The following is a 12,925-nucleotide window of genomic DNA, read 5'->3' as shown; positions in this document are numbered from 1 at the left end:
GAGCCGGAGCGTCATATCGCGGTGGGGGGGGGGGGCCGGGGGCGCCGCGGCGCGCGGCGGCGGGGGGGGGGGGGGGGGCGGGCGGAGGAGGGTGGGCAAGAGGAAGGGGGGTGCGGGTGGGGGGCCACCCTTTCCGCGGGGGCGGAGCCGGCGGGTAATTGCGGGGGGGGCCGGGCGCCTGGGGCGCCGGGCCCATCCGTGCGTTCGTGGCTCGTTCGTAGTCAGAACTCGGTCTCGTTCAGGCTCTGCTGTGCTCGGGATTCATGCCTGCCACCTGCGCTCCTGCTGTTCTCGGCGAGCAGGTCGCGGATCTCGCGCAGCAGTTCGAGTTCGTTGGCCTCATCCTTGGAGGCGGCGCCCCACCGCTTCTTGGCCTGGGCGGCGGGCATCACCAGGACGAAGTAGAGAATCGCCGCGATGATCAGGAAGTTGAGCGCCGCGGTGACGATCGGGCCGATCGCGATGAAGGTGGCGGGCTTGTCGGCCACCAGCTGGACGCCCCAGCCCAGTTCCTCGCCACTGTCGCCGAAGATCGCCAGCAGCGGATTGATGATGCCGTTGGTGAATGCGGTGACGATCGCGACGAAGGCGGTGCCCATCACCACCGCAACCGCCAAGTCGATCACATTCCCGCGCAGCAGGAATTCCTTGAAACCCTTCAGCATTGCGGCTCCTGTCTCATCACCGCGCCCCACGGATCTGAATAAGGGCTGGTAGCGGCGTTGGACGCGGTGGATGACTGGTTTCGGTTGGGGTAACTCGGATGCTAGCCGAGTTTCGAAGCAAATGTTCGGCGATCTTGGTCAACTAGTGGAAGACGACGGTCAGCGCGGTGCGCAGCGAGGCGGCGGCGACCGCCGCGGCACGGGCGGCGTCCAGCGCGACCAGCACGGTGCGCTCCTCGGTTCCCCGCGGCTTCCCGGCGCCCGCTATCAGGACGACCGCGGCGTCGACTGCCAGCGTGCGCGGCGGCCCGGTGCCGTGGGCGCCGTCGGCGGATTCCTCGGCCGCGACCACGTCGACCCGGTCCCCGGCGCGGAGAATATCGGCAACGGCGTTGTCCGCCAGGCGAATCGGCACGATGCGCGCCTCGGGTGTCCCGGCGGCGACCGCGGCCAGGCGCGGCCCGACCACGCGCAGGTCGGTGAGGATCTCACCCGCGCGCACGGCGCCGGTCGCGGTCGCTCCCAGTACGGGCCTGAGTTCGCGGACGGCCCCGGTGGGCAGGGTGGCCGCCGGGCGTGGGGCGAGGCGTAGATCGTCGCTGCCCAGGATGCGGCCGGGGGCCAGATCGCGGGCCGCGACGGCCACCTCCACCTGCTGGGCTCGGGGATCGCCGCGCAGGAACAGCACGCCCGCGAGCACCGCGAGGGCCGCGGCGAGCAGGCGGCGCGCCAGGGTGGCGTCGGCCCACGCGGGCCGATATCGAGCCGGATCCCAGCGCGGTCCGCGGCCGAGGTCTGCGTCGGTTCGCGATTGCTTCATGACCGGCAGGCTACGGCCGCCGAGCGACCTACCCCGCCGGGAATCGGCTGGTCAGCACCGGGCTGTGGATAACCGCGCGGCTGTGCACAACTCGCCCGCCTGGCGGCGTCGGCTCAGGCGGCCGAACCGGTGGTGGCGGAGCTGGAGCTGGAGCTGCTGGACGTGGAGGAGGAGCCGTTCGACGACTCCGAGCCGGACGAGGACGACTCCTTGGCCTTGGCCGGTTCGCTCGCGGTCGACGAGCCGTTGCGGCTGTCGGTGCGGTAGAAGCCGCTGCCCTTGAAGACGATGCCGACCGAGTTGAACAGCTTGCGCAACTTACCGCTGCACTTCTCGCAGGTGGTCAGGGCATCGTCGGAGAACGACTGGACGATGTCGAACTTATCGCCACACTGGGTGCACTGATACGAGTAAGTAGGCACTTGCGAACCTCCACAGTCTCTGCCGCTTAGCACTCTACAGCCGACAGTGCCAACATAGCCAATTCGACATTAATTCCCGTCCGGCCGGTCGCCCAGCCGCACCAGACCGCCGCCGGGTGTCAGCGCCCAGCCCATGCGTCGATCGTGCGGTTCCTCCGGCAGCCGTCGTACCAGCTCATCGTCTCGCACGATCGCGATCAGCGCGGCGGCGGGGTCGGCCGCGGGCAGCGTGCGGTCGTAGTAGCCGGCGCCGCGGCCCAGCCGCACGCCCCGCCGGTCCACGCCGAGCGCCGGGATCAGGATCACCCGGGCCGATTCGATTGCGGCGGGCGACATTCGGGCTCCGGTGGGCTCCAACAGCCCGAAGCGGGCAGGGCGCAGCGAGTCCGCGCCGGTGTACTCGGCCCAGTCCAGGGGCCCCGGCGGTCCGGTCACGGGCAGCAGGACGCGGGCTCCGGCGGCACGCAGCGCGTCGAGCATCGCCGTCGAACCGGGCTCGCCGCGGATCGGGACGTACCCGGCGATCCACTCGGGTCCGCGCCATCGCGTGGCCACGTGCGCGACGGCGGCGGCGAGCGCGGCCGACTCCGCCTCGCGCACAGCCGGTTCCACCGCCGCGCGCCGCGCCAGCAATTCTGTGCGCCACGCCTGCTTGTCCCACGGACCGGGTTCGTGCACACCGGTCACCTTAAGTGGCCCGTGCCGGGCGTCGCCACCAGCCCGAATGCCGCGGCTTCGACCGGATTCCGTGATCCCGGGCCCGGCCGGGCAAATGTGACGTACCGCCCGGTTCGCGGCGAGAAATGTTTTCGCCGCAGGTCGGCGGGTATTAACCCAACCAACCTCGGACGCCGCGGACGGCGGCGGAGGTTGCTCGATGCGCGGAAGCCCGGCGTGGTGCGCGTGCGACCACGGCGGCCGTCCGTCGGCTCCCGTCGGTACGACCGCGTCTCGACCGTGGATCCCGCGCACGTGGTTCGGCGCGCTCCCGACCGTATTGCCCCTTAGGCTCTCGGGGACGCGAGGCCGCTGCGAAGCCGCACCGGCCGACGACTGCAGATGGAGTGCCTTATGAGAGACGCCGGAACGGATGCCGCGCAGCCCTGTTTCCGCACGGCGGTGGTGCCCGCGGCCGGACTCGGGACACGATTCCTGCCCGCGACCAAGACGGTGCCGAAGGAGTTGCTGCCGGTGGTGGACACGCCCGGCATCGAGCTGGTCGCCGCCGAGGCCGCCGACTCGGGCGCCGGTCGTCTGGTGATCGTGACCTCGCCCGGTAAGGACGGCGTGGTCGCGCATTTCGTCGAGGACCTGATGCTGGAGAGCACCCTCGCGGAGCGGGGCAAGTTCCACCTGCTCGAGAAGGTGCGCAAGGCCCCCGGCCTGCTGGATGTGACATCGGTGGTGCAGGAGGAGCCGCTGGGGCTCGGGCATGCGGTGGCCCAGGCCGAGCAGGCCCTCGACGCGGACGAGGACGCGCTGGCCGTCCTGCTGCCCGACGATCTGGTGCTGCCCAGCGGTGTGCTCGAGGTGATGGCCCGGGTGCGGCGCAAGCGCGGCGGCTCGGTGCTGTGCGCCATCGACGTGCCCAAGGACCAGGTGAGCGCCTACGGCGTCTTCGATGTGGCGCCGGTGCCCGATGCGGCGAATCCGAATGTGTTGCGCGTCAAGGGCATGGTGGAGAAGCCCGAACTGGCCGACGCGCCCTCGACCTACGCCGCGGCGGGCCGCTATCTGCTCGACCGCGCGATCTTCGACGCGCTGCGCCGGATCGAGCCCGGCGCGGGCGGTGAGCTGCAACTCACCGACGCGATCTCGCTGCTGATCGACGAGGGTCACCCGGTCCATGTTGTGGTGCACCGTGGGTCGCGCCACGACCTGGGCAACCCGGGCGGTTATCTTCGTGCTGCGGTCGATTTCGCTTTGGAGCGAGACGAATACGGCCCCGCGCTGCGTGAGTGGCTGGAGCGTCGGCTCGCTCCCGACTGGAATCCGCAGCTGACCTCGTCCGAGTGACGGGGGCAGCCCGGATACTCGTCGTGCGGGGTCGGTAGGGACGCCGGACATATGAGGGAAGGGCTGCATGCGCTCGGTTGAGGACCAGCAGATCAAGGTGACCGCGGCGGCCGTCGCCCCGCGGCCCGTCCGGGTCGCGATCTCCGAGGCCCAGGGTCTGCTGTGTGCCGAGGACGTCGTCACCGAGCGGCCGCTACCCGGCTTCGATCAGGCGGCGATCGATGGATACGCGGTACGCAGCGTGGACGTGCAGGGCGCCGGTGCCGACATCCGCGACGAGGACGGCGAGCCGATCGATCTGACGCTGCCCGTGGTCGGCGAGGTGGCCGCCGGTTCGCGGCAGCCGATTCGGTTGCAGCCGCGCCAGACCGTGCGGGTGGATACCGGTGCGCCGCTGCCCACGCTGGCCGACGCGGTGCTGCCGCTGGACTTCACCGACGGCGGGCGGGCCCGGATCAAGGTGTACGAGCCGGTGCGGTCGGGCGATTACGTGCGCCGCATCGGCGACGACGTGCAGCCCGGCGATATCGCGGTGCGGGCGGGCACGATCATCGGGGCCGCCCAGGTGGGGCTGCTGGCCGCGGTGGGTCGCGACAAGGTGCTGGTGCATCCGCGGCCGCGGCTGTCGGTGATCTCGATCGGCGGGGAGCTGGTCGACATCGATCGCACACCCGGTCCTGGTCAGGTCTACGACGTGAACTCCTACGCGCTGGCGGCCGCGGCCCGCGATGCGGGCGCCGATGTGAATCGGGTGGGCATCGTCAGCGCCGACCCCCGGCGGCTGCGCGATGTGGTGGAGGGGCAGCTGGTCCGCTCGGAGGTCGTGGTGATCGCCGGCGCCGTCGGCGGCTGGGCCTCCGAGCAGATTCGCGAGGCGCTGGCGGGCCTGGGGGAGCTGGAGATCGCCCGGGTCGCCATGCATCCCGGTTCGGTGCAGGGTTTCGGGCGGCTGGGACGCGACGAGGTGCCGACGTTCCTGCTGCCGTCGAATCCCGTTGGCGCGCTGGTGGTTTTCGAGGTGATGGTGCGGCCGCTGATCCGGATCGCGCTGGGGCGGCGGCATCCGATGCGGCGGGTCGTGCGGGCGCGCACCATCATGCCGATCGCGTCGATGGCCGGTCGGCGCGGCTACCTGCGGGCGCAACTCATGCGCGACGAGCAGACCGGTGAGTATCTCGTGCAGCCGCTGGGCGGCAACGGCTCGTCGCATCTGCTGTCCACGCTGGCCGAGGCGAACAGCCTGATCGTGCTGGAGCCGGATGTCACCGAGGTGCGCACCGGTGACGAGGTTCCGGTCGCCTTCCTCGCCCAGCGCGGGTGAAATGTGGACATGAATGTGTTCCGGGCCGCCCAGCACCCGGGCTGGCCCGCCCATCTGGGTCCGGTGCGGGTGGCCGCGGGTCAGGTCACGCTGCGTCCGATCCGGTTGCGTGATGCCGCCGCGTGGGCGCGGATCCGGGTCCGCGACCGCGACCATCTGGAGCCGTGGGAGCCGACCGGCCGCGGCTCGTGGGAGGCCCGCAACCATCCGTCCAACTGGCCCTCGCTGTGGTCGAGCCTGAAGTCCGAGGCCCGTCGCGGGGCGATGATTCCGCTGGTGATCGAGGTCGAGGGGCGATTCTCGGGCCAGTTGACCGTCGGCAATATCGTGCGTGGCGCCCTGCGCTCGGCGTGGATCGGCTACTGGGTCTCCAAGGATGTCGGCGGGCAGGGCGTGGCGACCGCCGCGCTGGCAATGGGCCTGGACCACTGCTTCGGCCCGGTGGGGCTGCACCGCGTGGAGGCGACCGTGCGCCCGGAGAACCTGGCCAGCCAGGCCGTGCTCCGCAACGTCGGCTTCCGCGAGGAGGGCCTGCTGCGCCGCTACCTCGACGTGGACGGGTCCTGGCGCGACCACCTCCTGGTGGCGATGACCACCGAGGAGGTCTCGGACACCGTGGTCGAACGTCTCGTTCGCGCAGGTCGGGCGACGCTGGCCTGAACCCTTGTTACTGATGTGGCGGGTGTGGGCGGCGCGCCTGCGGGATATTCCTGTGGCGCGGCACTAGCCTACGGACGTCGGTGGTGCGTCCTGCGCTACCGGAAGGGAGCCGGTGGAGTGACCCGACGAGGCGGCGGTGCGACCGGCGCGGCGACGGGGCGCTGCGCCGGTGGTGAGGTGAATACCGTCGAAGGGATACCAGCCAGGCGGGGACGGAGGTGCGAGCGCGATGCCGAATTCGATCTTGTGGGTCGGCCTGGTCGTGCTCTGGGTCTTCGTGCTGTTCCCGATGCTCGCCGATCGGCATCCGCGCATCCGGCGCACCACGGATGCCGCTCTGGCCACCCGGGTGCTGCACCGCGGCGGCACCAAGCGGCGCATGAAGAAGGGACCGGCGGCCGGGCACGAGTCCGACCCGGACTGGGTGCCGACCCGCGTGCACAGAAAGCTTTCCCACGGCGATGATGCGGAGGATCGGATGACGACATCGGCCGATGAGACCGTCACCGAGCGCGACGACGAGACCGCCCGCGACCGCGATCCGGACGAGCCGGTGACGGCCGATACCGACAGTGAGATCCTCGACGCCGAGATCGACGACGCCGAGGCCGACGATCGCGACGCCGACGACGGCGCGCGGGACGATGCCGAGATCGATGACGCGGCACCCGGCGACCTCGACGCCGAGGACACCGCCGAGGACGAATTCGACGACGAGCGACCGGCCCCGGCGATGGCCCGCATCCCTCCGGCCCGATCGGCGGCCGATCCGGCGCTGCTGCCCGACGCCGACGAATCCGACTCCGGCGACGAGGATTTCGTGCCCACCCGGCGCGGTCGCGGCGGGTACGACCCGGAGTCCGATGCGATCGCCCGCCGCGCCCGCTACCGATTCCGCCAGCGCACCGCCCTCGGGCTGGCGCTGAGCGCACTGATGTGCGGCGCGTTCGCCTTCGCCGTGGCACCGATGCTGTGGTGGGGATGCGCCCTGTCGGTCGTGCTGCTCGGTGCCTACCTGGTCTATCTGCGCCGTCAGGTGCGCATGGAGGAGGAGATCCGTCGCCGCCGGGCCGCGCGCCTGTCGCGGGGCCGCAGGCGTCCCGAGGACGCGGAGCCCGGGCCGATGCGCGGGGAGAGCGAGGCGCTCGACCGTGATGCCGCCCGCGTGCTGCGCCGTCGCGCGGTCGTGTTGGACGTCGACGACGAGGACGCCGCGTTCGATTACCTGGAGACCTTCGACGCGGCCGCCGCCCGTGCCACCCGCAATCGGGCGGCGGGCGGCGAAATCCGCCGCGCCGCAGGCGAATAGGGGCACCCCGGCGCTAGGATCGGGTGGCCACCGGCGGGAGAGGAGTCGGCCTGATGGGCGCCAGGAGGGCGGTGCCGAGCGCCGGGGCGATGGACCGGCGCCGCGAACTGCTCGACCGGCTGGCCGAGGTGATCGCCGAGGACGGTATCGAGGGCGTCAGCATCCGCACGCTGGCCGCGCGCGCCCACGTCTCGATCGGCACCGTGCAGTACTACTTCTCCACGAAAAATGCCCTGCTGCAACGAGTCTGGGAGCACGTCCGCGACGAGGCCGCGCGCCGCCTCGAGGCCTCGTACACCCCGGAGCCGACGCCGGGCGAGCGCCTGGACCGCCTGGTCGACCTGCTCATCGCCCCCGGCCCCGACGATGTTCTCGCGCGGGTCTGGCTCGCGCTGGTGGCCCGCGCCGCCCACGATCCGGAGATCGCCGCGCTGCACCGCGGCCAGTGGAGCGCCATCGAGGACCTGCTCGCCCGCACTCTCGCCGCGGCGAACCCAGCGCGCTCCGCCGACGCCACCGAGGCCGCCGCCGAACTCCTGGCCCTACTGGACGGCATGACCATCGCGATCCTCACCGAACCCGACCGCATGCCCACCGCCCGCGCCACCCGCATCGCCCGCAACTGGACCACCGCCTGGACCGCACCCTGACCTTCCCGCACCCCCTACGTGTTCCCGCACCCCTTACAGGCCCTCGTAAGTAGTGCGGGAACACGTAAGGGGTGCGGCGGTGGTTGGGTGCTCGGGGGAGGGGCGCGGGTGTGACATGCTGGGGCGGTTGCCGGGGCTCGGTGGTGAGTGAGGAGTCGAGGGTGGCGGACGAGGTGGAGTTGGTCGCGGGTGCGGCGCGCATGGTGGTCGACGCGGCCACCGGGCGTATCGCGCGCTTCCGGGTCGGTGAGCTCGAGGTGCTCAAGACCGGCGCGCGCTTCGGCAGCTTCCCGATGGCCCCGTGGTGTGGGCGGATGCGCGACGGCGTGCTGCGGTGGGGCGGGCGCGCCTATCAGCTGCCCCGCAACGCCGAACCGCACGCCATCCACGGCACGGTCCGCGATCACCCGTGGGAGGTGGTGCGCCGCACCGAGACCGAGGTCGCCCTCGCGCAGAACCTTCGGGAACCGTGGCCGTTCGCGGGCCGTGTGATCCAGTCGTTCGCGCTGTCCGGTGAGGTGGCCGTGTTCCGCATGAGCGTCGAATCGGCGTCGGATTCCTTTCCGGCGCAGGCCGGTTGGCATCCGTGGTTCGAGCGGCACCTCCGACCCGGCGGCGCCGCGGTCGAGATCGACTTCGACCCGGCATGGCAGGAGGAGCGCGGCCCCGACTACCTGCCCGACGGCAACCGCATCGCCCCGCTGCCGGGGCCGTGGGACGACTGCTTCGCCATGCCCGACGGTGTGCTCGTCACGCTCACCTGGCCGGAAAGTCTCGAACTGACCGTGCGCAGCCCGCTGCCGTGGGTGGTGGTGTACGACCTCCCCACCGACACGGTGTGCATCGAGCCGCAGTCGGGTCCGCCGAACGGGCTGAACACCGCGCCGCGGGCGGTCGCGCCGGATGCCCCGCTGATCGCCGAGATGTCCTGGCGCTGGCGCCCGCTCGGCTGAGCAGAGTGGGCCGGACGCACGGGCTCACCGGACGCGGGAGGAGTCGGGAACCAGGCGCCCGGCCTCGATCAGGGTCCGGACCGCCGCCCGGCGCCGCGGGCACTCCTCGGTCCGGCAGGACAGGTGCATCTGCATGATGGCGTGGGCTTTTTGCGGGGTGAGCTGGAGGGGTTCGATCCAGCAGGTACTGAACATGTCCACGTCGGAGGCCTCTTCTTCGATCCCTGGAACACCGGAGGGGGCGTCGTGTGGGGTGCGCCGACGCCGGTGTGATCGAGACTATTCAGCGTTTCTGTCCGAAAGAATGTGCCGACGGGACGGAATGTTGGTAATTTCGGACAGTGGTTTCCTTTGGTGGTCCGCCCGGCGTTCTACCCCACAGCAGCGTCAGTGTGCGGATGATGGTCAGTGTCGGACAGGCGCACGGGCTGGATGAAACGGTGTTATTGGCGGGCACCGGAATAACCCCCGAGGAGCTCGCCGACGAAAATGCGCAAATTTGGCCGGATCAGGAATTCGCGGTGGCGCGGAATCTGCTCGGCCACCTCGGTGACCTCCCCGGCCTGGGCGTGCAGACCGCCCGGCACGCCACCATCGGCAACGGTGGCATGGTGGGCCTGGCCGCCCTGGTCAGCGCCACGGTCGGGGACGTCCTCGGGATCACCATCCGCTACCAGGACCTGGTGTCGGTCGCGGCGCGCTACTCCCTGGAGGACCGCGGCGACGAGGTGGCGATCGTGGTCGACGGCGACGCGATCCCCGAGGATGTGCGCGCGTTCTTCGTCGAGCGCGAGGTGGCGTTCGTCTTCATGGCCGGTGAGCTGCTCGATGTGGAGATCCCGGTCCTCGGCATCGAGATGCAGATCTCCGCGGACCGCGGCGACGAGCTGTCGGCCATCACCCCGTTCGACCGCTACCCGACCGCCTTCGACCGGCCCAGAAATCTCGTCGTGCTGCCGCGGTCGTTCCTGGATCAGCCTATGCCACAAGCGGATTCGCGGACGGCGTCGGCGCTGGAGCGGCAGTGCCGGGAGGCGTTCCGGCAATTGCTCGGAGCGGGTTGGCGTTTGACGGCGAAGGTGCGCGAGCGGCTGCTGAGCGATCCGGATCGGATGCCGTCGATGGCCGAGGTTGCGGTGGAGTTGCATGTCACGGTGCGCACGCTGCGGCGCCGGCTGGCCGACGAGGGGGTCACGTTCCGGGGCCTGCTCAACAACGTGCGCGAGATCAAGGCGGCCGAGCTGCTGCGCACGTCGGCGACGGTCGAGGATGTGGCACGGCGCCTGGGCTATGCCGAAACCGCGAACTTCACCCATGCCTTCACGCGGTGGCGCGGTATGAGCCCGCGGGCGTATCGGCAATCGGTATTACGTAAGTAGCTCGCGGGCAAAACTTAGGATGGAAATCAGCGAAATCCACGGGCCATATCAATCGCCTGATAGTTGAACAAAAAATAATTCGACCGCGGTTTCCTACGCAATTCTTGTGATTCGGCACAGTTGCCGGGCGGCGTCCGTTGGGATGGGGTCGCTGCCGTGTCAGGGTAATGGAGAGAATGTCCGATTTGCCGGTATTTCGGTCGTTCGGTGACCGAAGTTTTCCAAGTAAAACATCTGTTAAGCTTCCGGGCATGCCTTCCCCCGCTCGGCGCCAGCCCGACCCGGCCGTGCGCGATGACCGCCTGCGCCGGGCGATGCCGCTGCGGGGGATCTTCCGGCTCCGGCCGGTGGCCGACACCTGGCGCTGGTCGGCGCTCAGCGCACTGATCGCGATCGGTGTCCCGGAGGTGGTGCTGCTTGCCGTCGGCCGCCTGGAACTGGCCTTCTACACCTGTGCGGGCGGGCTGTGCGCGCTGTACGCCCACGGGTTGCCGTACGCGGCGCGGGCCCGAGCGCTGGCGTGGTTGGTGGCCGGGATGGTCGCCGGGACCGGTGTCGCGCTGGCCACCGCGGCGCTCACCGAGTCCGCGGCCGTCCGGGTGGCGGTCATCGCGCTGCTCGCCGGGGTGTTCAAGGTCGTGTGCGATGCCACGCGGATCGGGCCGCCCGGCAACGTCATCCTGACGTTCGTCACCGCCACCGCCGCATTCCTGCCGAACCGCCTGACCGATCTGCCGTGGCATCTGACGCTGGTCCTCGCCGGAGGCCTGCTGGCGTGGCTGATATGCCTGGCGCCCAGCCTGTTCCGCCCGCACGGCCCCGAGCGGCGCGCCGTGGCCCGCGCACTCGAATCGACGGCGCGACTGCTACGGACCCCGTCCGACGCCCCGCCCGCCACCCGCCTGCGCTACGAAACCGCCGCGTCCGTACAGGCCGCCTGGCACGCGCTCCGCCTGGTCCCCGCGCGCACCCCGCCCCGCGCCGCCGAACTCGAGGCCCTGGCCCATCTCGTCGCCCGAGCCGAATCCCTGGCAGCCGCCACCCACCCCCTCCACCCCGAAAGCCCACGCCCTGTGCCCCCGAGTCCGGGTCGGGCCGAGTCGCGGGAACGCTCGTGGACCGGGGAGCGGTCGGATCGAATGGCCGCGCAGGGCGGGGGGCCGTTGGCGGGCCGGGCCGAAGCGTTGGAGGGGTGGGCGCGGGCGCTGCGGGGTGGGCGGTCGGTGCCGGTGGTGGGTCGGGTGGCGGTCGAGGATGCGGAGGTGCGGGGGCTGGCCGTGGAGCGGGCCGCCGATCGCCGGGGGCGCGGATGGCGCCGGGTGGCAAGGGCTTTCGCGCCGTCTTCGCCGTTGTTCCCGATCGGGGCCCGGGTCGCGATCGGGAGTGCCGCCGCGGGGTGGGCCTCGATGGCGCTGGGGGTGGACCGGCCGTACTGGGCGGTGGTGACGGCCGCGGCCGTGTATGTCGCGAATACCGCGCTCACGTGGCAGCGGGCGGTGCAGCGCGTGGTCGGTAATCTCGGCGGCGTGCTGCTGTTCACCGCGCTCGTGCCGCTGCTGCGCGGCGCCGCCGTGCTCGTCGTGGTGGCGCTCGTCTGCCAGCTGGTGGTGGAGGCGACCATCTCCCGCAACTACGCGCTCGCCACCATCTTCGTCACGCCGATGGCGCTCGTGATGACCGAGTTCGCGCTCCGGCATCCGGCGCGGGAACTGGTCGCCGACCGGTGGCTCGACACCTGCGTGGGCGCCGCGGTCGGCATGCTGGTCTGCTTCGCCATCCCCAACCGGCGGGTGACGGGACGGGTCGATGCCGCGCTGCGCACGCTCGACGCCGCCACGACCCGGGCCCACGCCCCGGACGACCGGGCCGGAGCGCGAGAACAGTTGGCGGCCGCCCTCATCGAACTCCGCGAGGCCGCCGACACCGCATCGGGAGAGTGGTGGAGCGCCCCGATACCCCAGGAGCGAGTAGTCGCGGCCGAGCGCACCGGCCATCGCCTGCTCGCCGAGCTGACGCCGCGACCGGTGGTGGTGTGATGGGCGTGGGTGGGCGGAAGGTGTCCGAGGATGCGGTGGCGGGGGTGTTGCGGCAGTGGGCGAGCGTGCATCCCGATCTCGATACCGAACCGATGGCGGTCATCGGGCGCATCAATCGGTGCGCGGCGCTGCTGCAGCAGGTGACCGATGCCCCGCTGGGGCGTGCCGAGCTGACCCGGCCGGAGTTCGACATCCTGTGCGCGTTGCGCCGGGTCGGCGCCGAGCTGACCCCGGGCCGCCTGGCGCGGGAGACCTTCGCCTCACCCGCCGCCGTCACCAAACGCGTTCGGGGACTGGAGGATCGCGGCCTGGTGACCCGTCGCATCGACGGCCGCGACCGCCGCGTCGCCCATCTCGGCCTCACCGACGCGGGCCGGGAGCTGGTGGACCATATACTGCCGCAACAGCTTTCGTATGAGCACGCGCTGCTGTCGGGTCTTCCGGCGGACGAGCGCGCGGACCTCGCGGCGATACTCGGCGACCTGCTGCTGATGCTGGAGGGGCGGCTCGGGGGCTTGGACCACTGATCCTGTTCCCGGCCCCTGCGTACGTCGTGCGGGCTTCGTCCCTCTGACGACAGCGCCGCCCCCCCCCGGTCCCCCCGCGGGGGGCGCGGGAGAAAGCGGGAATAGGGTTGGTTAACCCCCCGGGAGGTGGGGATAGCCGGAATATGCCCCCCCCGGGGGGCGGTGTG

14 protein-coding genes are annotated in these 12,925 nt (G+C 71.3%); 9 read left to right on the top strand and 5 right to left on the bottom strand.

Going from position 1 to position 12,925, the window contains the following annotated elements; translation table 11 throughout:
- Positions 1 to 221: 221 nt before the first annotated feature.
- The 4 genes from mscL to QH290_RS02155 all read right to left on the bottom strand — a co-directional run bounded on the left by mscL (position 222) and on the right by QH290_RS02155 (position 2,585).
- Positions 222 to 665 (bottom strand): large conductance mechanosensitive channel protein MscL, encoded by a 444-nt coding sequence (gene mscL / locus QH290_RS02170; protein WP_280268228.1) that lies wholly within the window; start codon positions 663 to 665, stop codon positions 222 to 224.
- 142 nt (positions 666 to 807) lie between these two features.
- Positions 808 to 1,485, bottom strand: coding sequence for an SAF domain-containing protein (locus tag QH290_RS02165; RefSeq protein WP_280381823.1), 678 nt, complete (start codon positions 1,483 to 1,485; stop codon positions 808 to 810).
- A 113-nt stretch (positions 1,486 to 1,598) separates the two neighbouring features.
- Positions 1,599 to 1,907: an FmdB family zinc ribbon protein gene (locus QH290_RS02160; protein ID WP_280268230.1), complete on the bottom strand. Its 309-nt coding sequence runs from the start codon at positions 1,905 to 1,907 to the stop codon at positions 1,599 to 1,601.
- 69 nt (positions 1,908 to 1,976) lie between these two features.
- Positions 1,977 to 2,585 carry a 5-formyltetrahydrofolate cyclo-ligase gene (locus QH290_RS02155; protein WP_280268231.1) on the bottom strand — a complete coding sequence of 203 codons (609 nt, stop codon included), beginning with the start codon at positions 2,583 to 2,585 and terminating at the stop codon, positions 1,977 to 1,979.
- Between the two features lie 393 nt (positions 2,586 to 2,978).
- Between QH290_RS02155 and QH290_RS02150 the strand changes: the two genes are divergently transcribed.
- The 6 genes from QH290_RS02150 to QH290_RS02125 all read left to right on the top strand — a co-directional run bounded on the left by QH290_RS02150 (position 2,979) and on the right by QH290_RS02125 (position 8,816).
- Complete coding sequence (locus tag QH290_RS02150) at positions 2,979 to 3,923, top strand: UTP--glucose-1-phosphate uridylyltransferase (protein ID WP_280381822.1); 945 nt, start codon at positions 2,979 to 2,981, stop codon at positions 3,921 to 3,923.
- A 67-nt stretch (positions 3,924 to 3,990) separates the two neighbouring features.
- The gene (glp, locus tag QH290_RS02145) at positions 3,991 to 5,244 is read left to right on the top strand and encodes a molybdotransferase-like divisome protein Glp (RefSeq protein WP_280268233.1); all 1,254 of its coding nucleotides are present in this window, start codon (positions 3,991 to 3,993) and stop codon (positions 5,242 to 5,244) included.
- Positions 5,245 to 5,253: 9 nt separating this feature from the next.
- A complete protein-coding gene (locus QH290_RS02140; RefSeq protein WP_280381821.1) occupies positions 5,254 to 5,904 on the top strand; it encodes a GNAT family N-acetyltransferase in 651 nt (216 codons plus the stop codon).
- A 229-nt stretch (positions 5,905 to 6,133) separates the two neighbouring features.
- The gene (sepX, locus tag QH290_RS02135) at positions 6,134 to 7,213 is read left to right on the top strand and encodes a divisome protein SepX/GlpR (protein WP_280268235.1); all 1,080 of its coding nucleotides are present in this window, start codon (positions 6,134 to 6,136) and stop codon (positions 7,211 to 7,213) included.
- 53 nt (positions 7,214 to 7,266) lie between these two features.
- Positions 7,267 to 7,863, top strand: coding sequence for a TetR/AcrR family transcriptional regulator (locus QH290_RS02130; protein WP_280381820.1), 597 nt, complete (start codon positions 7,267 to 7,269; stop codon positions 7,861 to 7,863).
- A 161-nt stretch (positions 7,864 to 8,024) separates the two neighbouring features.
- Positions 8,025 to 8,816, top strand: a complete 792-nt coding sequence (locus QH290_RS02125) for an aldose epimerase family protein (RefSeq protein WP_280381819.1) — start codon at positions 8,025 to 8,027, stop codon at positions 8,814 to 8,816.
- Positions 8,817 to 8,840: 24 nt separating this feature from the next.
- On the opposite strand, the gene QH290_RS02120 is transcribed toward QH290_RS02125, so the two are convergent.
- Positions 8,841 to 9,017 carry a hypothetical protein gene (locus tag QH290_RS02120; RefSeq protein ID WP_280268241.1) on the bottom strand — a complete coding sequence of 59 codons (177 nt, stop codon included), beginning with the start codon at positions 9,015 to 9,017 and terminating at the stop codon, positions 8,841 to 8,843.
- Between the two features lie 197 nt (positions 9,018 to 9,214).
- Between QH290_RS02120 and QH290_RS02115 the strand changes: the two genes are divergently transcribed.
- The 3 genes from QH290_RS02115 (at position 9,215) to QH290_RS02105 (ending at position 12,758) form a co-directional block, all read left to right on the top strand.
- Positions 9,215 to 10,195, top strand: coding sequence for an AraC family transcriptional regulator (locus QH290_RS02115; RefSeq protein ID WP_280268238.1), 981 nt, complete (start codon positions 9,215 to 9,217; stop codon positions 10,193 to 10,195).
- 251 nt (positions 10,196 to 10,446) lie between these two features.
- Positions 10,447 to 12,231 carry an FUSC family protein gene (locus tag QH290_RS02110; protein ID WP_280381817.1) on the top strand — a complete coding sequence of 595 codons (1,785 nt, stop codon included), beginning with the start codon at positions 10,447 to 10,449 and terminating at the stop codon, positions 12,229 to 12,231.
- Between the two features lie 5 nt (positions 12,232 to 12,236).
- On the top strand, positions 12,237 to 12,758 hold the full coding sequence (locus QH290_RS02105) for a MarR family winged helix-turn-helix transcriptional regulator (protein WP_280381816.1): 522 nt from the start codon (positions 12,237 to 12,239) through the stop codon (positions 12,756 to 12,758).
- Positions 12,759 to 12,925: the final 167 nt, after the last annotated feature.

The sequence above is a fragment of the Nocardia wallacei genome (assembly GCF_029869545.1).
Classification (GTDB): domain Bacteria; phylum Actinomycetota; class Actinomycetes; order Mycobacteriales; family Mycobacteriaceae; genus Nocardia; species Nocardia wallacei_A.
This window is presented reverse-complemented; position numbering and strand designations above follow the sequence as displayed.